Raw genomic sequence first — 24245 nt, 5'->3', positions numbered from 1 at the left:
GTCGGGTGTCGAGGTCAGAGGTCGAGGCGGCGGGACAGGTCGGACTGGAAGGTGCGGTCGGGGTCGACCCGGTCGCGCAGCGCGCGGAGCTCGGGCAGGCGCGGATACATCGCCGCCAGGGCGTCGGGGCGCAGGCGTGAGTCCTTGGCCAGGTAGACCCGGCCGCCGGCCGCGACCACCGCGGCGTCCAGCTCCTGGAGCAGCGGTGCCAGGCCGGGGGTCGCCGGCACGTCGTAGGCCAGCGTCCACCCGGCGGTCGGGAAGGAGAGGAACCCGGGGTTGCCGGGGCCGAAGCGCTTGAGCACGGCGAGGAAGCACGGGAGCCGCCGTTCCGCGATCGTCTCCAGGATCCGGGCGAGCGCCTGCTCCGCGCCGTCCGGGACGACGAGCTGGTACTGGACGAAGCCGTGCGGGCCGTAGGCGCGGTTCCAGCCGGCCACCCCGTCGAGCGGGTGGAAGAACTGGCCCAGCGACTGGATCTCGCCGCTGCGGTGCCGCGGCGCCTTGCGGAACCAGGCCTCGTTGAAGGCGCGGACGGCGGGCAGCGAGACGAGGTTGACCGGCGGGGTGAGGGGCAGCGCCAGCAGCGGGTCGCCCGGGAGGGGGAGGGGCCGGTTGGCCCGGCGTCCGGTCAGCTCCTCGCGGCGGGCGTGCTCGCCGAGGGTGAGCACCGAGCGGCCGAGGGCGCGGCCACGGGCGAGGGTGTCGATCCAGGCGACGGAGTAGGTGTAGCGGTCGTCGGCCGCGGCCATCTCGCGCATCACCGACTCCAGGTCGGGCAGCCGGCGGGTGGTGACGCTGGCCCAGCCGGTCTCGACCGCGATGGTGCGCAGCGTGGCGCGGAGGATCACCCCGGTCAGGCCCATCCCGCCGACGGTGCCCCAGAAGAGGTCCGGGTCGCCCTCGGGGGTGACGGTGCGGGTGCTGCCGTCGGCGAGCACCAGGTCGAAGGAGACCACGTGGTTGCCGAAGCTGCCGGCGACGTGGTGGCTCTTGCCGTGCACGTCGCAGGCGATAGCACCGCCGACCGTGACGTAGCGGGTGCCGGGGGTGACCGGCACGAAGCGGCCCAGCGGCAGCAGCACCCGCATCAGGTCGTGGAGGCTGGTGCCGGCCGAGACCTCGATCGTGCCGTCGAGGCCGAGCTCGCCGTAGGCGGTGGGCAGCGGGGCCAGCACCTCGCCGCCGGCGTTCTGCGCGGCGTCACCGTAGGAACGCCCCAGGCCGCGGGCGATCACGCCGCGCGTCCCGGCCGCGGCGACGACCTCGGGCACCGAGGCCGCGAGGGTGTCGAGGAGGTGGCCGGTGGTGGGGGCGGTGCGGCCCCAGCCGTGCAGCGACGACGCCTCAGGCACCGAGCACCCCCAGCACCAGCGCGAGGACCCAGACCGCACCGACGGCCTGCAGCAGCCGGTCTCCCCACACGATGTCCTCGGGGTCGCCGGCCAGGCCGGCGTCGATGTCGACGGCGTAGCGCAGCAGGCCCAGCACGAAGGGGACGATGGAGAGCGAGTGCCAGGGGATCCCGCTCGGTGCGGCGTTCTCGAACGCCCACAGGCAGTAGGAGGCGATGGTGACCGCCGCCGCGAGGCACCACACGAAGCGCAGGTAGGTGTCGGTGTAGCGGACCAGCGAGCGGCGGGTGCCGGCCTCCGAGCCCAGGGTGTGCAGCTCGGAGTAGCGCTTGCCCGCCACCACGAAGAGCGACCCGAAGCCGGCCACCAGCAGGAACCAGTCGGAGATGAGGAGGTCGGCGGCGAGCCCGCCGGCGACCGCGCGCATCAGGAACCCGCCGGCCACCAGCGCCAGGTCGACGACCGGCTCGTGCTTGAGCCACAGCGAGTAGGAGCCCATCAGGACCAGGTAGGCGGCGAGCAGCACGACCAGCTGCCACCCGGCCAGGGAGGCGACCGCCAGGCTGCCCACCACCAGCAGCACGGCGATCAGCAGCGCGGCCCGCACCGAGAGCCGGCCCGCGGCGATCGCCCGGTTCTGCTTCTTCGGGTGCAGCCGGTCGGCGTCGACGTCGGCGCAGTCGTTGACCAGGTAGACCGCCGAGGAGGCGCCGCAGAAGGCGACGAAGGCGAAGGCGGTCGCGGCCATCACCCCGGGCTCGGCGATGTCGCCGGCGGCCAGCGGTGCCGCCACCACCAGCAGGTTCTTGATCCACTGCTTGGGTCGCATCGACGACACGACGGCAGCGGCGGAGATCACAGCGGGCACTCTATGCGCTCGGGGTGCCCGCCGCGGGGAGTCTCGTCAAGGGCCTCGCGACCCGTCCAGGAGGGCCCGGAAGGGGTCCGGAAGGGGTCCGGACAGGCAAGAACCCCGGCGACCGAGGTCACCGGGGTTCGTCCTGCGCGCCTGTAGGGATTCGAACCCCAAACCTTCTGATCCGTAGTCAGATGCTCTATCCGTTGAGCTACAGGCGCCCGTCCAGCCATCAGGCAAGGACTGGAAGAGAGTATCCGATCGCGGGCGCGGGGCGAAATCAGGAGGTCTCGCGCAGCTCGTTGAGCATTCCCTCGGTGTCGCTCCACACCGAGGCGAGGATCTGCCGGCCCGCGGCCAGCAGGTCGGCCAGCTGGGGGCTCGCGACGGCGTACGTCACGGTCGTGCCCTGGCGGGAGGAGGTGACGAGTCCGGCCCGGCGCAGCACCGAGAGCTGCTGGGAGAGGTTGGAGGCCTCGACGCCGATGTCGGCGAGCAGGTCCTTGACCGGCATCGGCCGCTCCACGAGCAGCTCCAGCACCCGTACCCGGGTGGGGTGTCCGAGCGTCCGGAAGAGGTCGGCTTTGGCCTCGTAGAGAGGTACTGCCATGATGCCCTCACCTCCTCGGGGTAGTCTCACTGATCGTGCAGACTACATGAGTTGAAGAAGTCTTCAATTATGTTCTTCACGACGACCCGGACGAGGGTGTTCGGGCACCAGCACTTCCACAGGTAGGGAGCAAGGCACCATGGCAGACTTTGAGGCAGCCCTGGACGCGGCGGGGCTCACGAACCCGCACGTTCGTGACTACGTGAAGTACTACGCAGAGCTCACGGGCGCGGAGCGCATCGAGGTCGTCAACCAGGCGGACGACGAGCGGCTGGTCGCCGAGGCCCTCGAGGCCGGCGAGCTCCTGCCTGCGGGCAAGGACCGTTACTACTCGCGCAGCTACTACAAGGACACGGCGCGCTCCGAGGAGCGCACCATCGTGGCCACCAACGACCCCAAGGACAAGGGCGTCTACAACAACTGGCGCCCCGCCTCGGAGATGAAGCCGCTGCTCGAGGACCGCATGCGCGGCGCCTCGGCCGGCAAGACGATGTACGTCGTCCCCTACCTGATGTCGCCCCCCGGCAACGAGCTCGCCCCCTGGGCCGCCGGTGTTGAGCTGACCGACACCCGGACCGTCGTGCTCCACATGATCCGGATGGCCCGCGTCGGGGTCGAGCACGTCAACGACCTCGAGGACCAGAACAGCTTCGTCCGCGCCGTCCACGTGACCGGCGACCTGGAGAACCTCGGCCAGGGCACCCCGGACGACATGCGCTACTTCGTCACCGTCGGTGACGAGCGGACGATCCTGCACTTCGGCTCGTCGTACGGCGGCAACGCGCTGCTGGGCAAGATCGCCCACGGCCTGCGCCAGGGCGCCTACGACGGCTGGGCCAGCAAGAAGTTCCTCGCCGAGCAGTACATGCTCATCGGGATCCACGACAAGGAGACCGGCAAGGACTACCACATCTGCGGCGGCTTCCCGAGCGCCTCGGGCAAGACCAACCTGGCGATGATGCTGGCCCCCGACGCTCTCGGCGACCGCTACCACGTCTCGTTCTACGGCGACGACATCGCGTGGCTGTGGGTCGACGAGAAGACCGGCCGCCTGATGGGCATGAACCCGGAGTACGGCGTCTTCGGTGTCGCCAAGGACACCAACGAGAAGACCAACCCGATCGCGCTCAAGTCGCTCAGCGAGGGCACCCGGACGATCTTCACCAACGTCGCCTACAACCCGAAGACCCAGGAGGTCTGGTGGGAGGGCCGCACGCCCGAGCCGCCGGCCGACGTCGACGGCTGGCTCGACTGGAAGGGCAACCCCATCGCGGAGCGCTCCGAGGCCGAGAAGAACGACCCGTGGGCGCACCCCAACAGCCGGTTCACCACCACGCTGGACAACGTCCCGAACATCGCCAAGGACTACAACGCCCCTGCCGGCGTGCCGATCGACGCGATCATCTTCGGTGGCCGCACCCGCGACCGTGAGCCGCTGATCCGGGCGATCCACGACCTGGCCGAGGGCGTCTACGACGGCCTCACCCTGGGTGCCGAGGCGACCGCCGCCGCCGAGGGCAAGGAGGGCGTGCTCCGCTACGACCCGATGTCCAACCGGCCCTTCATGGCCTACGGCGAGGGCGACTACGCCCAGCACTACCTCGACGTGGTCGGCGCGGCGAAGGAGCAGCCGATCTTCGCCCACGTCAACTGGTTCCAGCGCGACCCCGAGGACGGTCACTTCCTGTGGCCCGGATACCGCGACAACCTCCGTCCGCTGCTGTGGCTGCTGCAGCTCAAGAACGGCGAGGTCAAGGGCAACCGCACCCCGGTCGGCATCATCCCGACCGAGGAGGAGCTCAACCTCGAGGGCATGGACCTGCCCGCCGAGGACCTCCACCGGATCCTGACCATCGACCGGGCCCGCTGGCGCCAGGAGATGGGCTACCGCGAGGAGCACCTCAAGCAGTTCGACCGGATGCCCGAGGCGATCTGGGAGGCCCACCGCCGTGTGGCCGCCGAGCTCGAGCAGGACCAGGCCTGACCTCACCCGGCAGTCCCCGGCACCTCCGACGTCCCCCGTCTCCCCACCAGGAGGCGGGGGACGTTCGCGTCCGGGGCCGCGTCCGGGGCCGGGCGAGCGGTGGATCGATCCAATACTGCGCGGCGCGCGGGACGGCTAGCCTCGCGGCACCCACCCGCCAGGCAAAGGTGCCGGGCGAAGCCCATCACCCCGCACGCGCGAGAGGGACAGGCCATGACCGCCACCATCGACACCGCCGCGACCAGCCGGCCGGCCACCACCCACCAGGGCATCCTGGCCTGGGTCGAGGAGATCGCCGAGCTCACCCGCCCCGCCGACATCCACTGGTGCACCGGCTCAGACGAGGAGTGGCAGCAGCTGACCGCCGCCCTCGAGGCCACCGGCACCTTCACCCGGCTCAACCCGGCCATCAAGCCGAACTCGTTCCACGCCGCCTCCGACCCCACCGACGTGGCCCGGGTCGAGGACCGCACCTACATCTGCTCGCTCGAGGAGCGCGACGCCGGTCCCACCAACAACTGGATGGACCCCGAGCAGATGAAGGAGCTCATGCGCGGGCTCTACGCCGGCTGCATGGCCGGTCGCACCATGTACGTCATCCCCTTCGTGATGGGCCACCTCGACGCCGAGAAGCCGATGTTCGGGGTGGAGATCACCGACTCCGCCTACGTGACCGTCTCGATGCGGGTGATGGCCCGGATGGGCACCGACGTGCTGCGCCGGATGGAGGAGCTGGACGCCGCCGGCCAGGACGTGCAGTGGGTGCCCGCGCTGCACTCGGTCGGGATGCCGCTGTCCGAGGGCCAGGCCGACGTCGCCTGGCCGTGCAACGACACCAAGTACATCGTGCAGTTCCCCGAGGAGCGGATGATCTGGAGCTTCGGCTCCGGCTACGGCGGCAACGCGCTGCTCGGCAAGAAGTGCTACGCGCTGCGCATCGCCTCGGTGATGGCGCGCGACGAGGGCTGGATGGCCGAGCACATGCTCATCCTCAAGCTCACCAGCCCCGCCGGAGCCACCAAGCACGTCGCCGCCGCGTTCCCGTCGGCCTGCGGCAAGACCAACCTGGCGATGCTCAAGCCGACCATCCCCGGGTGGAAGGTCGAGGCCATCGGCGACGACATCGCCTGGATGCGGATCGGCGAGGACGGCCGCCTGTGGGCGGTCAACCCCGAGTTCGGCTTCTTCGGCGTCGCCCCGGGGACCAACGAGCACACCAACCCGCACGCGATGAGCACCATCAACAAGGGCAGCTCGGTCTTCACCAACGTGGCGCTCACCGCGGACGGCGACGTCTGGTGGGAGGGCCTGGAGAACCCGCCCGCGAAGGCGACCTCCTGGAAGGGCGAGCCGTGGACCCCGGAGATCGGTGCTGCCACCGGCGAGCTCTCCAGCCACGCCAACAGCCGCTACTGCACCCCGATCAAGCAGTGCGACATCCTGGCGGCCGAGTACGACGACCCGCGCGGGGTGCCGATCGACGCCATCCTCTTCGGCGGTCGCCGCCGCACCACCGTCCCGCTGGTCACCGAGGCGCGCGACTGGACCCACGGCACGTTCATGGGCGCCACCCTCTCCTCGGAGACCACCGCCGCCGCCGTGGGCGCCGTCGGCGTGGTGCGCCGTGACCCGATGGCGATGCTGCCCTTCATCGGCTACAACGCCGGCGACTACTTCGGCCACTGGATCGCGATGGGCAAGGACAACGACGAGTCCAGGCTGCCCCGGATCTTCTACGTCAACTGGTTCCGCAGGGGCGAGGACGGCGACTTCCTGTGGCCGGGCTTCGGCGAGAACAGCCGGGTCCTCAAGTGGGTCGTCGACCGGCTCGAGGGCCGGGCGGCCGCCGTCGAGACCCCCATCGGCCACGTGCCGGCGCCCGGCTCGCTGGACGTGGACGGCCTCGACGTCTCCGAGGAGCGGCTCGCCGCGGCCCTGGCGGTCGACACCGAGGAGTGGCAGGCCGAGCTGCCGCAGATCCAGGAGTGGTTCGAGAAGTTCGGCGACGACCTGCCGGGCGTCCTGTGGGCCGAGCTGGACATCCTGCGGGCCCGCCTGGAGGCCTGAGCGGCGCTCGGCCCCGGTGGGCGCCGACGGAGGCTGTGGAAAGATGCCTCCGGGCGCCGGCCGGGTGCCGCCGGCTCTGGTGAGGAGGAGACGTGGCGCAGTTCGGGCCTGAGGATCGCGACCTCTTCGAGCGGGTGGCCACCGACCTCTACGACCACGTCGTCAGCTCGGGCGGGATCTCGGCGGACGACCCGCGGCTGGCCCGCGACGACGAGCAGGCGGCCGCCCTGGACCTGCTGGCCCGGATCGGGCTGGTGGCGCGCGAGGGCACGCGGTGGATGGCGGTCGACCCGAGCACCGTCGCGTCGCTGATCGTGGCGCCGATGGGTCAGCAGGGCGCACAGCTCATCGCGGAGTCGTCGCGGTGGGCGCAGGCCTTCAACGCTCTGGCCCACGTGTGGCGCAAGGCCCCCGGCGAGACCAGTGGGCTCGTCACCGAGGTGAGGGGCGCGGCGATCAACTCGTTCATCGCCGCCGTGGTCGCCGACGCCGAGTTCGAGCTGCTCACCGCCCAGCCGCAGTCGGGGCGCAACGCCCCCACCCTGGCCGCGGCCACCCAGCGCGACCTCGCCGCCCTGGACCGAGGCGTCAAGATGCGCACCCTCTACCAGCACTCGGCGCGACGCAGTGCGACCACCTACAAGTACGTCGCGGCGGTCGGGTCGCGCGGCGCCGAGGTGCGCACCCTCGACGAGTTCTTCAACCGGCTCATCGTGGTGGACCGCCGGCTCGCGGTGATCCCCGGGCACGAGGGGCTGGCGGTGGCGCTCGCCATCCGGGAGCCCTCGCTGGTGGCCTACCTGGTCGACATGTTCGAGCGCACCTGGGAGCGGGCCCGGCCCTTCACCCACCGCGAGGCCTCGATGAGCCGCGGGGTCGCCGCCGAGCAGCGGGCGATGACCATCCGGATGCTGATCGCCGGCTACGCCGACCCCGCCAGCGCGAAGCGGCTCGGGGTCAGCCCCCGGACCTACGCCGGCTACGTGGCCGACCTCAAGGACGAGTTCGAGGCCCAGACCAGGTTCCAGCTCGGCTACGCGATGGGGCGCCTGGGGGTCTCGGGCCACGAGTCGCCGACTCCCGAGGAGTGACCCGCCGGCCGGGACGAGCGGAGACGGAAGAAGGCAGCGACCGTGGGTCGCTGCCTTCTTCGTTCGCGGGACCGGTCACGAGAGTGACCAAGTCAGGCGGCTCGACGGGGGGATCCGAGTCTCCCGGGTCCCGCTAGCCCCTGGTGGGTCAGCGGTTGGGGCCGCTGATGTAACCCCAGCTGGTGTCCTTGGCCTGCGCGGGCGCGGCCATCGCGCCGAGCGCGATCAGGCTGGAGCAGAGTGCAATGGCGGTCAGGCGGAGAACCTTCATGGCGGTGTCACCTTTCGTAAGGGTCAGGGGCGGACCCGGTCTTCTTGATTGTCGGCACAGACGGGCGACACGTCATCAATATGGGGTGTGCATCTTTGTGCACTGCAGATTGCTGCAACACCGGTGGGCGCCGGGGAGCGCGGGTGCGGAGTCCCGGGGGAGGCGCCCCAGGAGGCGCGAGAGCGAAGTGGCCGGGGGGAGCGCTCCAGCGAGCTGCTCCCCCCGGCTGCTGGCGGAGGCGGAGGGATTTGAACCCTCGATGGGGTTGTAGCCCCAAACCCGCTTAGCAGGCGGGCGCCATAGACCGGACTAGGCGACGCCTCCTTGCAGCGAGCACAGGCTACAAGGCCCGGCCGCGATGTGCCGAATCAGCCCCGGGACCGGTCGCCGCCTCACCGGCGGCGGAGGCCCTGGCCCCGCTGGAGGTGGTCGATGACGTCCTTGGCGAAGGCCTCGCGGTCGGCGTTGAGGGCCTCGGTCGGGATGGTGGTGGTCCGCCCGTCCCGCAGTCGCAGCACGACGCAGGGGGAGCCGTGCCGGTGGGTGGTGACCGCGTCCTCCACGTCCTTCCACCGCGCGGCCGGGACGCCGGCCCCGCGGATCCGGCGTACCTGGTAGCCGTCCTCGCCGAGCCGCACCACCCAGCCGTTGCTCCAGGCCATCATCGCCACCAGCACGACCAGCACCAGCACCACCGGCACCAGCAGGGTCGCGGTGTGGAAGTTCCAGACGGCGACGCCCAGGGTGGCCAGGGCGACGAGCGCGGCCGCTCCGATCAGGGTGAGACCGAGCAGGCGGGCGGTGAGGGCGGGGGAGAAGCGGTAGTCGGAGGCCACAGGTCGATTGAACAAGATGGCCCGAAGTGACTACGAATCGGGCCTTGTCCTCGCCCAGTGGTGCGGGTCACACTCGTCTTCCCCGGCGCGGCGTCAGGGAGGAAGCGACCCGATGAGCCCACGTGCCGCCGACGAGGCGGGCCACGACCCGGTCGGCGCCCGACGCGGTGCCGACGAGGGTGTTGTCGTCGCGCCCCCCGGCGAGCTCCCCCTCCAGCGGCTCGAGCACGCCCTGACCCACCGGGACCGGACGAGCTCGCTGAGCATCTGGCGCTGGGCGGTGCTCCAGCGGATGGTCGCGGTCCGCGAGGTGCTGGTGCGGGAGTCGCGGGTGCCGGACGACTGGCTGGCCGCGCGTCGGTCCCGGGTGCTGCGGGAGCGCAACGCCCTGCTGGGCCGGATGAGCGAGCTGCGCTTCCGGGTGATGGGTGACCCGGACGTCGACCAGGCCGGCTACGAGATGCGGCGCCTGGTCGGCGACATCCGCGAGCACCTCCGTCGGGTCGGCGACCCCGCCCCCGACGACACCGAGGTCCGGGACCGAGGGACGCGCTGATCTCCTAGACTGCTCCGCACGCGCGGGCCCCGCGCGTGGAGGGGTGCCGGAGTGGCCTATCGGAACCGCCTTGAAAGCGGTCGTAGGGAGACCTACCGCGGGTTCGAATCCCGCCCCCTCTGCCGGAGCCGGTGACGGCTCCCCACCGGCGGGGAGCCGTCACGTGGCGACGTCCCCCGCCCGGCGGCGAGGAGCCGCCGAGGAGGTCAGTCCTCGTCCTCCTCGATGGTCGCCTCGTCCAGGAAGTCCGCGGCGATGCGGAGCAGCTGGCCGGCCACCTCCGGCTCGATCCCGCCGATCATGATCTTGAGGCCGAGGTCGGCGGTGGGGTCCAGGTCCCAGTCGTCGTCGGCGGCCGGCGTCGTGGAGAGGTCCACGAGCTCCAGGTGGATGCCGGAGCGGGTGCCGCTGACCGTGGCGTCGTGCACGGTCTCCTCGTCGGCGATCAGCTGTGCGGCGACACTGAGGGTCGCGTCCTCTTCGGTGCTCATGGTCTCCCTTTGGTCGGCTGCACGTCGAGCCTTGCCGTCGCGTGCCAGCACCACCAGCCTAGAGTCGACCCATGCAGACCAGCTGGTTCGCCTCCCCGGCAGACGCGGTCCGACGCCTGGGCGAGGTGGGCTACCTGGCCGGCACCCCGACCGCGACGACCGCCTTCCTGACCGGCGCCCTGGAGAAGCCCCTGCTGGTCGAAGGCCCCGCCGGGGTGGGGAAGACCGAGCTGGCCAAGGCGGTCGCCCGGGCCTGCGGTGCCGAGCTGGTCCGGCTCCAGTGCTACGAGGGCCTCGACGAGGCGCGCGCGCTGTACGAGTGGAACTACAAGAAGCAGCTGCTCCGGATCCAGGCCACCGACTCCGCCACCCAGGCCTGGGAGCAGACCCACGACGACATCTTCACCGACGAGTTCCTGCTCACCCGCCCCCTGCTCACCGCGATCCGGCGCTCCGAGCCGACGGTGCTGCTCATCGACGAGGTGGACAAGACCGACGTCGAGGTCGAGGGGCTGCTGCTGGAGATCCTCTCCGACTTCCAGGTCACCATCCCCGAGCTGGGCACCGTCTCGGCGGTGCGCCGCCCTTTCGTCGTGCTGACCTCCAACGCCACCCGCGAGCTCTCGGAGGCGGTCAAGCGCCGCTGCCTCTACCTCCACCTGGACTATCCCGACCTCGAGCGCGAGCTGGAGATCGTCCGCAGCCAGGTCCCCGAGCTGGAGGAGCGGATCGCCCGGCAGCTGGTGGAGACCGTCGTGCGGCTCCGCGACCTGGACCTGAAGAAGGCCCCCTCGATCGCGGAGTCGGTCGACTGGGCGCGCACCCTGGTCGCCCTGGAGATCGGCGACCTCGACGAGGCGGCCGTCGACGCCACCCTCGGGGTGGTCCTCAAGCACGCCTCCGACCACGACCGCGCGGTCCGCGAGCTCAAGCTGCGCAGGTGACCTGCCGGTGAGCGAGGAGTCCGGGCTGCTGCACCGGCACGGCGCCTTCCTCGAGGCGCTGCGGGCGGCGGGGATGCCGGTCTCGCTCGCCGAGGGGCTCGACGCGGTGGCGGCCGTCTCCGCGCTCGGCTGGGACGACCGCGAGGCGGTCCGCGAGGGGTACGCCGCGACGCTGGTCAAGCGGCAGACCCAGCGGCCGGCCTTCGAGGCGATCTTCGACCTCTACTTCCCCCGGCTGCTGGGGGAGGGCGTGGCCACCCCCGACCTGGCCGACGAGCACGGCATCCGCGACTCGGCGCCGGTGCTGGCGGGGTTCCGCGAGCGGCTGGCGGAGGCGCTCGCCGACCGGCGCGCCGACCGGGCGGATGACGGAACCAGCGAGGGCGGCGACGGTGAGGGCGACGGACAGGGCGACGGACAGGGCGGTGGCCAGGGCGGCGGACAGGGCGGCGGACAGGGCGGCGGACAGGGGGAGGGAGCCCGGTCGCTCCAGGAGCTCGCCACCGAGGCGGTGGGCCGGTTCGGGCAGATGCCCGGGCGGGCGCCCGGCCGCTCCGGCTGGTCGGCCTACAACACGCTGCGCCGGGTGGCGCCGCAGGACCTCGTCGACCGGCTGGTCGCGAGCCTGCTGGCCGACGGGCTCACCGAGGAGGAGGCGGAGCGTCGGGCGGCCCGCCGGGTCGGCCTGTTCACCCGCCTGGTCGAGGCCGACGCCGTACGCCGCATCGCCGCCGAGCGCGACCCCGGGGAGGTCGCCCGGATCACCGTCCGGCCGACCATCGACCGGCTCGACTTCACCTCCGCGCGCAAGGCCGACCTGGAGGAGATGCGCCGACGGCTCTACCCGCTCTCCCGGCGTCTCGCCAGCCGGCTGACCAAGGAGCAGCACGCCCGCCGCCGCGGCCCGCTGGACTTCCGGCGCACCGTCCGGGCCTCGATCTCCACCGGCGGGGTGCCCCTGACCACCCACCACCGACCGAAGCGGCCGCACCGCACCGAGCTGGTGGTGCTCTGCGACGTCAGCGGCTCGGTGGCCAACTTTGCCGCCTTCACCCTGATGCTGGTCTTCGCGCTGCGCGAGCAGTTCACCAAGGTGCGGGCCTTCACCTTCGTCGACGACGTGCACGAGATCACCGACGCCTTCACGCCCGGGGGCGACCCCGGCGAGGTGATGGCGCAGGTGGCGGCACGGGCCGTGCACGCCAGCCGGTTCGGCCGGACCGACTACGGCCGTGCCTTCACCCGCTTCGCCGAGGAGCACGCCGACGCGCTGGGGCCCAAGGTCTCGCTCCTGGTCCTGGGCGACGCCCGCTCCAACTACCGCGACCTCGGGGAGGACGTGCTGGCGGGGCTGGTCGCTTCTTGCCGGGCGTCGTGGTGGCTCAACCCCGAGCACCCGCGCCAGTGGGGCGCCGGCGACTCGGCGGCGCCGGTCTACGGCGCCCTGGTCCCGATGGTGGAGTGCCGCAACCTGGTCCAGCTGGAGCAGTTCGTCCACGACCTGGTCTGACCGGGCCGCGGCCGGCGTCAGCCCGCCAGGAACCCCAGGTCGCGCATCCGGGCCACCTCGGCGACGACGTCCGGGTGACCGGACTCGTCGGCGATCCGGCCGGCGGCCACCACCTCGTGCTCGCCCTCGGCGGCCGTGGCGTCCAGGATCACGGTCACCCGGTTGGGCACGCCCTGGTTGACCAGCGTGCCGAGCAGCGCGACGGGGTTGGACCGGTCCTCCAGGGAGAGCACCCGGCAGGTCTGGGGGACCACCGGCACCTGGGCCGCGGGCGACCGGACGGTGACGACCTGGTCGACGGTGAACTTCCGCGAGCGGCCGGCCGCGGCGATCTCCGCCGCGGTGGCGCCGCCCTGGCCGGTGCCGACCAGCAGGACACGCGCGTCCTCGGCGTGGGCGACCGCCCGCTCGACGGCCTTGACCACCTGACGGGCATACATCGAGTGGTCGGTGCTGACCAGGCGGACGCCGGGCCCGGGGGTCGCCCCGCCCCGCGGTCCGGGGAGGTAGGCGATGAAGCGGTCCTCGCCCACGGCGCGGACCACCACCCCGGCGTCGGCCGCCATCAGCTCCCGCATCAGCGCGGCCAGGCCGTCGGGGCGGGGGCCGCCCAGGTTGCCGCCGTCCTCGCCCGTGGGCAGGGCCTCGCCCTCGCCCGCCTCGGTCACGAACGCGCCGATGGAGTCGCGCAGCGCCGCGGCCGAGTCGGTGACGAAGGGCTGCACCCCGATGGCCCGGAGGCCGCCGCGGGCCGCCAGCGCGGCCTGGTCGCCGGCCAGGACGCCGGCGGTCAGCATCGCGCGCATCTGGAGCCCGTCGAGCAGGCCGCCGCCGCCCTGGACGTGGTCCATCAGCTCGGGGTTGCTCTCGGCCAGCTGGCTCAGGTAGGCGGCCAGTCCCTCGCGGTCGAGGTGGTCGGTCTCGATCAGGCCGGCCGAGACGATCGCGCCGCCGAGCGCGACCTCGGGCGCCAGGTAGCCGATGGCGCGCCCCGCGATCGACCCCAGGGTCTGGTAGGCCGCCTGCTGCAGCTCGTCGATCCAGCGGTAGGTCAGGACGGTGGCGCGCACCACCAGCGCGTCGGCGTCCAGCTCGACCGAGCGGGTCAGCAGGCCGTGCTTGCCGGTGGTGGCGGCTCGGATGTCCTCCTCCGCCTCGGCGAACGTGGCGGGCGAGAGCGGGGCGGAGGAGGCGACGTCCTCGTCGGACAGGACGGCCGCGCCCAGCCGCGCCCGGCTCCGCATCTCGTCGCCGGAGGAGTCGAAGAAGTCGGCCAGGGCCAGCATCTGGTGGTACTTGTCGGCGTTGACGGCCGCGTCGTTGCCGTGCTCGCTCGGCGCCGGGGGCGCGGTGCGCTCCACGTGCGGGATCTGCCCGCGCATCTCGTTCATGCGCTCACCTCGGCGAGCACCGGGGCCAGCGTGACCGCGAGCTCCGCCGGCTCCACCCGGCGGACCTCCAGGCGCGGGTCCTCGTCCTCGTGGTGCGGCAGCAGCGCGTGCCAGCCGTCGGCCAGCAGGGTCCAGGAGACCACCCCGACGGAGGTGGTCTCGGTGTCGTCGACCCGCGCGGCCAGCACCCGCAGCCGGCCCTGGGCCTCCTGGTGCAGCGCGGCCATCGCCCGGCCCGCGTGCGCGTCGTCCATCGGGGCCCCGTCCGCGTCGTGCACCGAGCCCGGCCGCTGGCCCACCAGCACCGGGACCAGGTCGTGGCGGCCGGCCCTGAGGGCCTCCCCGACCGCGTCGGCCAGCGAGTAGGGCGCGCTGAAGACGCCCGGCACCGCGGACCCGCCCAGGGGCACGTCCTCGGGGGGCACCGCCACCCGGGCCAGCTCGGAGGCCCACTGGTCGGCGCCGAACCAGGCCAGCTCGAAGACGACGCCGTCGACGGTGGCCAGGGTGGCGACCGCCCCGCCGGCCTCCCGGTGCCAGGACTTCACGTGGTTGCCCGCGGCCGCGATGTCGATCTCGAGCGCCAGCTCGGGCGTGGCGAGGAGACCGACCGCGCCGACCAGGCCGGGCTCGACCCCGGCCGGGCCGTTGAGCCCGCGCCGGGCCAGGCTCTCCGCCGGGTCGTGCAGCGAGGCGAGCGCGGTGGCGTAGGCGGTGTCCTCCGCGGAGGAGGCGCTGGCGCCCAGCCGCGCGTCCAGGGCGTTGGGCCTCGTGGTCCGCGGCTCGTCGAAGGGCAGGGGGGCGCCACCGGCGGCCGCAGCGAGGAAGCGGAGCTCGGGGAGCGTGACGGCGAGCCGGCGCGGCAGCCCCTCCAGGACCCGCTCGGTCGGCGGCGGCGGCGGCGCCGTCAGGTCGACGGTCACCATGACGGCTGCCCTCCAGCCAGTGCCCTGCCCACTTCGGGACGGTCCACGGTCGGTGCCTCTCCTCGTCGGTTCATCACGTCTAGAGCCCGGGCAGCTCGACGTCGAGCCAGTCGCGGTGACCCGGCGGCGGCGGCACGAAGGCGAGGAGCAGCGCGTCCTCGGGGGCCGGCTCCGCCCCCGGGGCGGTCGCCTCGCCGGCCTCCACCCGGGCCCGGGCGTCGGCGATCAGGGAGGCCACCTTGCGCTCGGTCACCGCGATCGCGTCCTGGCGGTGATCGACCTCGTGGACGTGGCGGCCCAGGGTGTCGGCGGCGGTCTCGTGCAGGCCCGCGGCCTCGCGCAGGTGCGCGGCGCGCTCCTTGATCCGCAGGCGCATCGACTCGGCGGCCCGGCCGTGCCACGGCACGGCCTCGGCCTGGGCGACGAGCCGGTCGGCCATCCGCCGGATCTCGAGGGCCTGCTCACGCAGCTGGCCCACGCGCCGGCGCATCGCAGCCGTCTCGCCGTACATCGGAGACCCCTTTCCGTGCTTCCCGGATGCTTACCCCAGCCGTGCGGGCGCAAACCCGCCGCGCAGCCTCCACTCCGGAGGCCGGCCCCGCGCGTCAGCGCCCTGCCGGACGCGTCATCGTGGGCACATCATGGCAGGGCCGCAGCCGGCATGCAGACGACTCCGTTGGCCTGAGCCGTCACCGTCTTGGGAGCCTGCTTCTGCGGCCGCAGGCTGGCGAAGCCGTCGCCCACGACGACGACCACCCCCGGACCCAGGGGGTCGCCGCCCCTGATCATGGGGTTGCGGAACTGCTTGAGGACCAGCTCGACGGCGGGGTTCTTGGGGTCGTTGGCCCAGATCTGCACCCCGTCGACCTTGGTGCCCTGGGGGGCGTTGCCGGTCGAGGCGGGCACGAACCCGCGGGTCACCAGCTGACCGAGCGTCTTGGAGGCGAGCCCGTTGCGCCGGCTGGCGTTGAAGACGCTCACCACCACCTGGTCGGGCCGCAGCTCCTCGCCGGCCGCCACCCGGGTCTCGGTGCACACCGGCACCTCCGCGCTCTGCGGCAGCGGCCGGGTCAGGGCGAACATGCCCCACCCGGCGGCGACGAGCACCAGCACCAGCAGCGAGACCAGGGTGAGTGCGGAGCGCAGGCGAGGCGGCATCACGCCGACGCCCCGACCAGGTCGTGGACCCGCGCGTGGAGCACGGCGCGCTGCTGCAGGGCGGCGCGCAGGGCGCGGTGCAGGCCGTCCTCGAGGTAGAGGTCGCCCCGCCAGCTGACCACGTGGGCGAAGAGGTCGCCGTAGAAGGTGGAGTCCTCGTCGAGGAGGGCGACCAGGTGCAGGGTGTCCTTGGTGGTCACCAGCTGGTCGAGCCGGACCTGGCGCGGCGGGATCGCGGCCCAGTCACGGGACGAGAGCCCGTGCTCGGGGTAGGGCCGCTCGTCGCCCACGCGCTTGAAGATCACGCCGTGACTATATCGAGGTCCCACGCGCCGCCGACCGGAACGAGACGCACCCCCGGGCTCGGCCCGGCGCATCCGGGTCGACGGGAGCCGCTCACATCGTCGGCTCGGTCCAGGCCAGCTGGACCACCTCGGTGCCGCGGTCGCGGGTGACCAGGCGGGCCCGGCCGGGGTCGGCCTGCTCCGGACGCACGTTGCCCACCAGGACGCCCTCGTCGCGCGGGCCCGAGAGCATGATGCCCGGCATCGCCAGGTCGCGCATCGACTGGATGATCGGGTCGTAGAGGGCGCGCGAGGCGCCCCCGGCCCGGCGCGCCAGGACGACGTGCAGGCCGGTGTCGCGGGCCTGGGCCATCAGCGGCTGAAGCACCTGGGCCGGCGAGTTCTGCGACGTCGCGACCAGGTCGTAGTCGTCGATCACCACGTAGACCTCCGCGCCGGTCCACCAGGTGCGGGTGCGCAGCTGCTCGGGCGTCACGTCGGGGCCGGGCAGCCGGTTCTGCAGGTAGGCCGCGAGGTCCTGGAGCACCGGAGCCGCCTGGGTGGCGCTGGTCAGGTAGTTGAGCAGGTACTCGTCGGGGACCTCGCCCAGCAGCGCGCGGCGGAAGTCGACCACCACGATCTGCGCCTCCTTGGGCGTCCGGGTGCGCATGATCTCGTGCACGTAGTTGCGCAGCAGGGCGCTCTTGCCGGACTGCCCGTCGCCGAAGACGAGCAGGTGCGGCTCGGCGTCGGGGTCGAGGGTGGCGGGGGCGAGCTCCTTCTCGTTGATGCCCAGGATCAGGTCGCGACCCAGCTGGTCGCGACGCTTGGCGTCGTCGCGGATCGTCTCCAGGGTGATGAGCTCCGGCAGCAGGCGCAGCTTGGGCCCGGTCGGTCCGCGCCAGGCGGCGATGCAGCGCTCGACGAGGTGGTCGACGCCCTCGCCGAGGTTGTCGGGGTCGGGGCGACCGTCGATGCGGGGGAGCGCGGAGAGGAAGTGCAGCTTGCCCGGGACGAGCCCGCGCCCCGGCCGGCCGGCCGGGACGAGGGCGGCGACCTTGCGGTCGATCTCGGAGTCGAGCGGGTCGCCGAGGCGCAGCTCGAGGCGGGAGCCGAGGATGTCGCGCATCGCGGCGCGGAAGTCGGCCCACCGGCTCGACGAGGTGACCAGGTGCATCCCGAAGGTCAGGCCGCGGCCGGCGAGCTGCTGGATCTCCAGCTCGAGGTCGTCGAACTCGGCGCGCAGCGTGCCCCAGCCGTCGATGACCAGGTAGACGTCGCCGTACCCGTCGTCGGCGGTGCCCTGGGCGCGTCGGCTGCGGTAGGTCTCGATCGAGTCGATGCCGTGCTCGCGGAAGTAGGCCTCGCGGCGGTCCACGATGCCGGTCACCTCGGCCATGATCCGGCGCACGACGTCGGGCTCGGCCCGGCTGCCGACGCCCGAGACGTGGGGCAGGCGGACGAGCGGCGCGAAGGTGCCGCCGCCGAAGTCCATCACGAAGAACTGGGACTCCAGGGGCGTCGTGGTCAGCGCCAGGCTGGTCACGATCGAGCGCAGCAGCGTGCTCTTGCCGGTCCGCGGGCCACCGACCACGGCGACGTGGCCGGCGGCGCCGGTCAGGTCGAGGGTCAGGGTGTCGCGGCGCTGCTCGCGGGGGCGGTCGACGGTGCCGAGCGGGATGACCAGGCCCTTGGCCGAGCGCCAGTGCGGCGAGACGAGGCCCAGCTGGGGGTCCTCGACCAGGTCGGGCATCAGCTCGTCGAGCGTGTCCGGCACGTCCAGCGGCGGCAGCCACACCTGGTGGGCCGCCATGCCGTGGCCGACCATCCGGGAGACGGCGATGTCGAGCACCGACGGGGCCTCGCCCTGCTGCTTGGCGGCGGGGGCCCGGTCCTCCTCGACCTCCGGCTCGGGCTCGAGGGTCTGCACCTCGGCGACGGAGAAGGGCAGGATGCCGCGCACCAGGCCGCCCTCGTCGCGGATCACCCGGCTCCGGTTCGGCGGGGGGCCGGAGACGTAGGCGGCCTTGAAGCGCAGCAGGGTCGACTGGTCGGGCTTGAGGTAGCCCAGGCCGGGGACGGCGGGGAGCTCGTAGGCGTCCGGGACGCCCAGCACGGTGCGGGACTCGCCGGCCGAGAAGGTCCGCAGGCCGACCCGGTAGGAGAGGTGGGACTCCAGGCCGCGCAGACGGCCCTCCTCCAGCCGCTGGGAGGCCAGCAGCAGGTGGATGCCCATGGAGCGGCCCAGACGGCCGATCGCGACGAAGAGGTCGATGAACTCGGGCTTGGCGGTGAGCATCTCGGAGAACTCGTCGACGCAGATGAAGAGCGAGGGCAGCGGGGCGAGGTCCTCGCCGGCCGCGCGTGCCTTCTCGTAGTCGCGGATGGAGGCGTAGTTGCCGGCGGCCCGCAGCAGCTCCTGGCGGCGCACCATTTCACCGGAGAGTGCGTCCTGCATGCGGTCGACGAGCGTCAGCTCCTCGGAGAGGTTGGTGATCACCGCGGAGACGTGGGGCATCTGGGACATGCCCGCGAAGGTGGCACCGCCCTTGAAGTCGACCAGCACCATGTTGAGCTGCTCCGGCGGGTGGGTCATCGCCAGGCCGAGGACCAGCGTGCGCAGGAACTCCGACTTGCCGGAGCCGGTCGCGCCGATCACCAGGCCGTGCGGGCCCATGCCCTGCTGGGCCGACTCCTTGATGTCCATGTGGATCAGGGAGCCGCCGTCGCCGAGGCCGATCGGCACCCGCAGCCGGTCGCGCGCCGGGCGGGGGCGCCACGCCGACGTCGGGTCGAAGGTGTGCACGTCGCCCATGCCGAGGAGCTCCATGAAATCCGCCGGGCCGGTGATGTCGGCGCTGGTCTCGCCGCTGCCGGCGGAGACCACGTGGAGCGGGGCGAGCCGGCGGGCGAAGGCCTCCGCGGTGGCCAGGTCGCACTGGTCGACGAGCGCCTTGACCGGCTCGGCCCGCAGCCGCACCGCCAGGACCGGGCACTTGCCCTGCTGCTGGGGGGCGCCGGTGAGCTCGAGCCGGAGCCGGTCGGCGTCCTCGAGCTCGTCCCAGCGGGCGGGCAGGTCGAGCAGGGTGACACCGTGCAGGCCGTCGGGCGGCACGACGTGGTTGCCGGGCGGGAGGTGGCCGCCGTCGATGACCAGCAGGATGTGGGGGGTGGCGGGCCGTTCGTCGGCGCCGAACCGCGGGCGCTCGCTGAGGTCCGGCGGGAGCAGGGCGCCGAGGTCGTCGAGGGAGGTGCTGACCATCCGCATCGGCCCCACGGCGTCGGACTCCTGCGCGCTCTGGGCGTGCGGCAGCCACTTGACCCAGTCCCAGTGGGCGAGGTTCATGTCGGAGGTGAGCACGGCCACGATCAGCTGCTCGGGGTTGTGGAACGCCGTGGCGGAGCAGACCAGGGCCCGGGCCAGCGAGCGGGCCTCCTCCTCCGGGCCGCACACCTCGATCCGGTCGAAGGCGCGCAGGTCCAGGGAGGCCGGCAGGTTGGGCTGGGTGCGGTGGACCACCAGGAGCCGGTGGAGCGCGGAGGCCGCCGCGGGGTCGACCTGGTCGATGGGGGCGCTCTCGGGCGGGATCAGCTCGAGCGAGAGCGGTTGCGAGCACAGGCCGTAGCGCACGTGGAGGTAGTGCGGGTCGCCCGGGCCGTGCTCCCAGATCCGGGAGCGCTCCTCGGCCAGCGACGGCAGGGCGCTGGGGTCGGGGTGGCGCCAGGTCAGCGCCATCCGCTGCTGGGCCGCGGCGTCGCGGGCGACCTTGCGCACCCCGGAGAGGTAGCGCAGGTACTCGGTGCGCGAGCCGGTGACCTGCTGGGCCCGCTGCTTCCGCTGGCGGTCGATCTGGACGACGATGAAGCCCAGCGTGGCGAAGAGGAACATGCCGGCGGCCAGGAAGCTGCGCCCCCGGCCCGCGCCGCCGCCGCCCATGGTGGCCACCAGCACGATCGAGCCGAGGCTGCCGAGCATCGGGATGGCGTTCATCAGGACGCCGGAGGCGCCCTCGTGCTCCTGGATCGCCGGGGGTGGCTGCAGGACGATCTGGCCGGTGGGCATCTCGGGCTCCTCGAGCCGGTGCCCGTTGCGCAGTGCGGTGCTCACACGTCCCCCTCCGTGACCACTGGCTGGTCGCGGAAGATGATAGGCCGAACGACAGACCTAGCGGCTACCCTGCGGGAGGTCGGCGAGCGGGGCGGACGCCGCGTGGGGCGGACCAGGGACGGGGGAGAGGTGTCGGAGACCAAGGCCGGGCCGGGCCGGGCGGCGACGGTGGCGCTCAGCATCCACGGTCCCCTGGGCGTCCTGGACCTCGTGGTCCCCGCCGCAGCGACCGCGCACGACGTGGCCCGCGCCTACGCCACGGAGTCGGGGCTGGCCTCGATCCCCCTCATCCAGACGCCCCTGGGTGAGCTGGTGGTCGCCGACCGGCCGCTGCTCCAGATGGGCCTGGAGTCGGGCGACGTGCTGGTGGCCGTCACCGGCTTCCACCGCGGCCGGGCGCGGGCGGCGGAGACCGCCCGGGAGACCGGCGGCGGCTCGGGCCCGCTGGCCGCCGCGGTGACCACGGCCGCCGCGCTCTGCGCGGTGCTGGCCGGCTGGTTCGCCTCCTACGCCGACCGTGACGACCTGCGCTGGGCCGTGGCCGCGGTGCTGCTGGCCAGCGGGCTGGTCGCCGCGCTGCCGGTCGGGCGCCACGCCCGCCACCGCAACGTCGCGGCACCGGCGTTCGGGGTGGGGGCGACGTACGCCGTGATGGCCGCCGAGGGGCTCTACCAGGCCCCGGCCGTGGTGGCCTCCTGCGCGCTGGCCGCGGCCGCCCTGGCCGCCCTGGCCCGGGCGATGGGCGAGGAGGAGGACGAGGAGCTCGTCGTCTGGATGATCGCCGGGGCGGTGGTGGCCGGCGTCTGCGCGACGGTGCCGCTGCTCGAGCTGGAGGCGACGGTGGCCTGGTCGGTGCTGGTGCTGCTGGCCATGCTCGCCGCCCGGACCGCCCCGTCGATGGCGGTCGACGTGCCCGACGAGGCGCTCCTGGACCTGGAGAAGCTCGCGGTCACCGCCTGGTCGGCCCGGGAGCAGAGCCGCGGGCGCCGCGGGCGGATGGTCGTGCCCGAGGCGGCGGTGCGCGACCTCGTCGTCCGCGGCAGCCGGACGGTCACCGCCTCGGCGGCGGCCATCGTGGTGGTGCTGCTGGTCGCGGCTCCGCAGCTGATGGAGGTCGCCACCATCGACCTGGACCGCATCGGCGCGCGGTGCCTGCTCTTCTTCGCCGGCGGCGCGGTCCTGCTCGCCGCGCGCAGCTACCGGCACGGCACGGCTCGCACGCTGCTGCGCGTCGGCGGCCTGTGGTGCTGGCTGCTCTTCGTCGTCGAGGTGCTCACCGTGGCGGGCCCGTCGTGGCGGGTCGCCCTGCTGGTGGCGGCCGTCGGGCTGGGTCTGGTCGCGCTGGCCTCGGCCATCGCCACCGGGCGAGGCTGGCGGTCGGTGTGGTGGGCGCGGCGCGCCGAGGTCGCCGAGACCCTGTGCGGCTCCTTCGGGATCGCAGCCGCGGTGGCGGCCTCGGGCCTGTTCAGATTCTTCTGGGAAATGAACTCCTGAGTGTTTACCCAGGTCGTGCGGGGGTAGATGCAGCCTGTCCGGAGGGGTCGGGACGTCTCTTCCGGGAACACCAGTCCGTCGAGGACTCCAACAGACTCTTGCGGCACAGGGCCGCTGAGGGGGAAGGAACAACATGTCTGAAGCAGGTCTCACAGCGGCCGAAAAGGCCCTCAGCAAGGCGGCCGACGCGGTTGACACCGCCCGCAACGACGTCACCCAGCGCTGCAACTCGCTGAGCGGCCAGATCGACGCGATCGGCGCCAAGTGGGGCGGGCAGGGCGCCGTGGCGTTCCGTCAGCTGCACAACGCCTGGCAGGAGAAGCAGCGCAAGATCGTCGGCGCGCTCGACCAGTTCTCCGAGTCCCTGCGCCAGACCGAGAAGGACAACGTCGCCACCGACCAGGCCCGCGCCGACGCCTCCGCCAACCTCATGAACCGCCTCGGCTGACGCCGGCCCTGACCACTAGGAGAATGACCATGTCCTTCGACGGAATCCGCGTTGACCACGGCGCGCTCGACCAGGCCTCCATGGACCTGAAGGCGGCGGCCAAGAAGATCGAGGGCCGCCTCGACGAGCTGGAGAACCAGCTCAAGCCCCTCGCCTCCGACTGGACCGGTTCGGCCCGGGAGAGCTACCGCCAGGCCAAGCAGACCTGGGACACCGCCATCAACGAGATGGTCGTCCTGCTCGACCAGGTCGGCATCGCCGTCAACTCCTCCAACGAGGAGTACAAGGCTGCCGACTCGCGGGGCGCGAGCCGCTTCAGCTGATCGCACCGCAGGAGGTCGGCCGTCCATCCGGACGGTCGGCCTCCTTCGTGTCTGTAGGGGCCCGAGCACCCTTAGGGTGGGCCCTGCGCCAGGGGGGACCGGTCGTGCGCGGTCGGCGGCCCCGGGACGCCGACCGGGACCGACGAGGGGGATGACGAGATGAGCCAGACTGCCGCGAGCACCTCGGGGCTGGTGCGGGTGACGGTGACGTCCGGGTCCCGTCGCGTCGACCTGGTGCTGCCCTCCGCGGTCCCGGTGGCCGAGCTGGTCCCGGAGCTGGCCCGCAGCGTCGGCCTCCTCGACGCCTCCACCGTCTACGGCGGCTACCAGCTGGTCACCCAGGACGGGCGGCAGCTGAGCAACGAGGTCGGCCTGACCCTCCAGGGCGTCGAGGACGGCGGCGTGCTCGCCGTCACCGCCGGCTACCGCGAGAAGCCCCCGCAGGTCTACGACGACGTCGTCGAGGCGATGGCCGACGTCGTGGAGCACGAGCTCGACCCCTGGGAGCCGGAGACCGGCCGGCGCACCGCCCTGTGGGCGGCCAGCCTGCTGCTCGGCCTGGGGGCGTTCGGGCTGCTGATCCAGGGCGAGAGCCTGCTGGGCGGCATCGCCGCCGCGGTCATCTCCGGCCTCCTCGTCGCCGGCGCGGTGGTGCTGGCCCGCGCCCAGGACGAGCCGCAGGCCGCGGTGTCGGTGGCGCTGCTGAGCGGTGTCTACGCCGCCGTGGCCGGACTGGTGCTCGCCCCCGGCGAGCTGGGCGGCTGGCAGTGGCCGCTGCCGAGCGAGGACTTCGCCACCCCGCTGCTCTGCGCGGGGGCGGGGGTGCTGCTGGTCGGGATCGTGGCGCTGGTCGGCGTCGACGAGGGCCGGGCGCTGGTCCTCCCGGTGGGGGTCGTCGGGGCGGTGATGACCGCGGTCGCCGCCGTGGTCCAGGTGGTCGGCGGGGCGCCCTCGGTGGTGCTGACGGTGGTGCTGACGATCGTCGTCCTGCTCGGCAACGTCTTCCCGTGGCTCGCCCTGGGGCTCACCTCCACCAAGGTCGAGCAGGTCGTCACCCTCGCCGACGTCACCAAGGACCCCGACGAGATCCACCCCGAGCGGGTCGCGGCCGACGCCCGGATGGCCCACGAGATCCTGCTCGCGGTAGCCGCCACGGTCGGTGTCCTGATCACGCTGATCGCCCCGTTCGCCGTCGACCGTGGCGTCACCGGCACGCTGCTGGTGGTCATGTGCTGCCTGGCGGTGATGCTCCGGACGCGGCAGTACCGCACCCGTTCGGAGGTGCTGGCCGGCCTGGTCTCGGGCATCTGCGGACTCGTCGCGGTCGCGGTCTCGGTGCTCTTCCTGCACCCGGAGTGGCGAGCGGGCTCGGCGGTCGCGCTGGCCGTGGTGGGCGCGGTGCTCCTGGTGCTGACGCTCGCGCCGCCCTCGCCGTCGGTGCGCCGGGGCCGGGTCGGCGACGTCGTCGAGTCGATGGCGCTGCTCTCCCTGCTGCCGCTGACCGTGCTGGCCGTGGGCCTCTTCGAGCGGATCAAGGGCTGA

22 protein-coding genes and 3 tRNA genes are annotated in these 24245 nt (G+C 73.0%); 11 read left to right on the top strand and 14 right to left on the bottom strand.

Annotated features, from left to right (window positions below; translation table 11 throughout):
- Positions 1-14: 14 nt before the first annotated feature.
- From dprE1 to AC4BGE_RS06180, 4 genes are all read right to left on the bottom strand, one after another.
- Positions 15-1355 carry a decaprenylphosphoryl-beta-D-ribose oxidase gene (gene dprE1, locus AC4BGE_RS06195; protein WP_490574686.1) on the bottom strand — a complete coding sequence of 447 codons (1341 nt, stop codon included), beginning with the start codon at positions 1353-1355 and terminating at the stop codon, positions 15-17.
- A complete protein-coding gene (locus AC4BGE_RS06190; protein ID WP_490574685.1) occupies positions 1348-2223 on the bottom strand; it encodes a decaprenyl-phosphate phosphoribosyltransferase in 876 nt (291 codons plus the stop codon). The genes dprE1 and AC4BGE_RS06190 overlap by 8 nt, the downstream gene beginning before the upstream one ends.
- A 136-nt stretch (positions 2224-2359) precedes the next feature.
- Positions 2360-2432: transfer RNA gene (locus AC4BGE_RS06185), tRNA-Arg, on the bottom strand.
- A gap of 59 nt (positions 2433-2491) precedes the next feature.
- Complete coding sequence (locus AC4BGE_RS06180) at positions 2492-2821, bottom strand: ArsR/SmtB family transcription factor (RefSeq protein WP_490570611.1); 330 nt, start codon at positions 2819-2821, stop codon at positions 2492-2494.
- A gap of 139 nt (positions 2822-2960) precedes the next feature.
- Here AC4BGE_RS06180 and AC4BGE_RS06175 point away from each other — a divergent pair, with 139 nt between their 5' ends.
- The 3 genes from AC4BGE_RS06175 to AC4BGE_RS06165 all read left to right on the top strand — a co-directional run bounded on the left by AC4BGE_RS06175 (position 2961) and on the right by AC4BGE_RS06165 (position 7963).
- Positions 2961-4805: a phosphoenolpyruvate carboxykinase (GTP) gene (locus tag AC4BGE_RS06175; protein ID WP_490570610.1), complete on the top strand. Its 1845-nt coding sequence runs from the start codon at positions 2961-2963 to the stop codon at positions 4803-4805.
- A 213-nt stretch (positions 4806-5018) separates the two neighbouring features.
- On the top strand, positions 5019-6872 hold the full coding sequence (locus AC4BGE_RS06170) for a phosphoenolpyruvate carboxykinase (GTP) (protein WP_490574684.1): 1854 nt from the start codon (positions 5019-5021) through the stop codon (positions 6870-6872).
- Positions 6873-6964: 92 nt separating this feature from the next.
- Positions 6965-7963, top strand: a complete 999-nt coding sequence (locus tag AC4BGE_RS06165; RefSeq protein WP_490574683.1) for a LuxR family transcriptional regulator — start codon at positions 6965-6967, stop codon at positions 7961-7963.
- Positions 7964-8111: 148 nt separating this feature from the next.
- Here the strand turns inward: AC4BGE_RS06165 and AC4BGE_RS06160 are convergent, their stop codons facing one another.
- The 3 genes from AC4BGE_RS06160 to AC4BGE_RS06150 all read right to left on the bottom strand — a co-directional run bounded on the left by AC4BGE_RS06160 (position 8112) and on the right by AC4BGE_RS06150 (position 9070).
- Positions 8112-8234 carry a hypothetical protein gene (locus tag AC4BGE_RS06160; RefSeq protein ID WP_490570607.1) on the bottom strand — a complete coding sequence of 41 codons (123 nt, stop codon included), beginning with the start codon at positions 8232-8234 and terminating at the stop codon, positions 8112-8114.
- A gap of 230 nt (positions 8235-8464) precedes the next feature.
- A tRNA-Ser gene (locus AC4BGE_RS06155) sits at positions 8465-8558 on the bottom strand.
- 68 nt (positions 8559-8626) lie between these two features.
- On the bottom strand, positions 8627-9070 hold the full coding sequence (locus tag AC4BGE_RS06150) for a hypothetical protein (RefSeq protein WP_490570606.1): 444 nt from the start codon (positions 9068-9070) through the stop codon (positions 8627-8629).
- A 112-nt stretch (positions 9071-9182) separates the two neighbouring features.
- Here AC4BGE_RS06150 and AC4BGE_RS06145 point away from each other — a divergent pair, with 112 nt between their 5' ends.
- Entirely contained in the window at positions 9183-9626 is a 444-nt protein-coding gene (locus AC4BGE_RS06145; RefSeq protein WP_490574682.1) for a hypothetical protein, read from the top strand.
- Positions 9627-9663: 37 nt separating this feature from the next.
- Positions 9664-9748: transfer RNA gene (locus AC4BGE_RS06140), tRNA-Ser, on the top strand.
- Between the two features lie 84 nt (positions 9749-9832).
- On the opposite strand, the gene AC4BGE_RS06135 is transcribed toward AC4BGE_RS06140, so the two are convergent.
- Entirely contained in the window at positions 9833-10117 is a 285-nt protein-coding gene (locus AC4BGE_RS06135; RefSeq protein WP_490570604.1) for a hypothetical protein, read from the bottom strand.
- A 71-nt stretch (positions 10118-10188) separates the two neighbouring features.
- On the opposite strand from AC4BGE_RS06135, the gene AC4BGE_RS06130 reads away from it, so the two are divergent.
- Together AC4BGE_RS06130 and AC4BGE_RS06125 are read left to right on the top strand one after the other, a co-directional pair.
- The gene (locus tag AC4BGE_RS06130; RefSeq protein ID WP_490574681.1) at positions 10189-11061 is read left to right on the top strand and encodes an AAA family ATPase; all 873 of its coding nucleotides are present in this window, start codon (positions 10189-10191) and stop codon (positions 11059-11061) included.
- Between the two features lie 7 nt (positions 11062-11068).
- Entirely contained in the window at positions 11069-12571 is a 1503-nt protein-coding gene (locus AC4BGE_RS06125; RefSeq protein ID WP_490574680.1) for a VWA domain-containing protein, read from the top strand.
- Positions 12572-12588: 17 nt separating this feature from the next.
- On the opposite strand, the gene AC4BGE_RS06120 is transcribed toward AC4BGE_RS06125, so the two are convergent.
- From AC4BGE_RS06120 to eccCa, 6 genes are all read right to left on the bottom strand, one after another.
- Positions 12589-13962, bottom strand: coding sequence for a hypothetical protein (locus AC4BGE_RS06120; protein WP_490574679.1), 1374 nt, complete (start codon positions 13960-13962; stop codon positions 12589-12591).
- Positions 13959-14888: a hypothetical protein gene (locus AC4BGE_RS06115; protein ID WP_490574678.1), complete on the bottom strand. Its 930-nt coding sequence runs from the start codon at positions 14886-14888 to the stop codon at positions 13959-13961. The genes AC4BGE_RS06120 and AC4BGE_RS06115 overlap by 4 nt, the downstream gene beginning before the upstream one ends.
- Before the next feature lie 79 nt (positions 14889-14967).
- A complete protein-coding gene (locus AC4BGE_RS06110) occupies positions 14968-15399 on the bottom strand; it encodes a hypothetical protein (protein WP_490570599.1) in 432 nt (143 codons plus the stop codon).
- 128 nt (positions 15400-15527) lie between these two features.
- Complete coding sequence (locus AC4BGE_RS06105; protein WP_490575073.1) at positions 15528-16046, bottom strand: LytR C-terminal domain-containing protein; 519 nt, start codon at positions 16044-16046, stop codon at positions 15528-15530.
- On the bottom strand, positions 16046-16351 hold the full coding sequence (locus AC4BGE_RS06100) for a type II toxin-antitoxin system VapB family antitoxin (protein ID WP_490570598.1): 306 nt from the start codon (positions 16349-16351) through the stop codon (positions 16046-16048). The genes AC4BGE_RS06105 and AC4BGE_RS06100 overlap by 1 nt, the downstream gene beginning before the upstream one ends.
- A 91-nt stretch (positions 16352-16442) precedes the next feature.
- Positions 16443-20438 carry a type VII secretion protein EccCa gene (gene eccCa, locus AC4BGE_RS06095; protein WP_490570597.1) on the bottom strand — a complete coding sequence of 1332 codons (3996 nt, stop codon included), beginning with the start codon at positions 20436-20438 and terminating at the stop codon, positions 16443-16445.
- Positions 20439-20567: 129 nt separating this feature from the next.
- On the opposite strand from eccCa, the gene AC4BGE_RS06090 reads away from it, so the two are divergent.
- The 4 genes from AC4BGE_RS06090 to eccD all read left to right on the top strand — a co-directional run bounded on the left by AC4BGE_RS06090 (position 20568) and on the right by eccD (position 24245).
- On the top strand, positions 20568-21932 hold the full coding sequence (locus AC4BGE_RS06090) for a hypothetical protein (protein ID WP_490574677.1): 1365 nt from the start codon (positions 20568-20570) through the stop codon (positions 21930-21932).
- A 133-nt stretch (positions 21933-22065) separates the two neighbouring features.
- On the top strand, positions 22066-22380 hold the full coding sequence (locus AC4BGE_RS06085; RefSeq protein ID WP_490570595.1) for a WXG100 family type VII secretion target: 315 nt from the start codon (positions 22066-22068) through the stop codon (positions 22378-22380).
- A gap of 29 nt (positions 22381-22409) precedes the next feature.
- On the top strand, positions 22410-22703 hold the full coding sequence (locus AC4BGE_RS06080; protein ID WP_490570594.1) for a WXG100 family type VII secretion target: 294 nt from the start codon (positions 22410-22412) through the stop codon (positions 22701-22703).
- Between the two features lie 159 nt (positions 22704-22862).
- A complete protein-coding gene (gene eccD, locus AC4BGE_RS06075; protein ID WP_490574676.1) occupies positions 22863-24245 on the top strand; it encodes a type VII secretion integral membrane protein EccD in 1383 nt (460 codons plus the stop codon).

The organism is Nocardioides sp. Z50_6 (assembly GCF_058215755.1).
The sequence above is the reverse complement of the archived record's forward strand: the minus strand, read 5'-3'. Positions and strand labels throughout refer to the sequence as shown.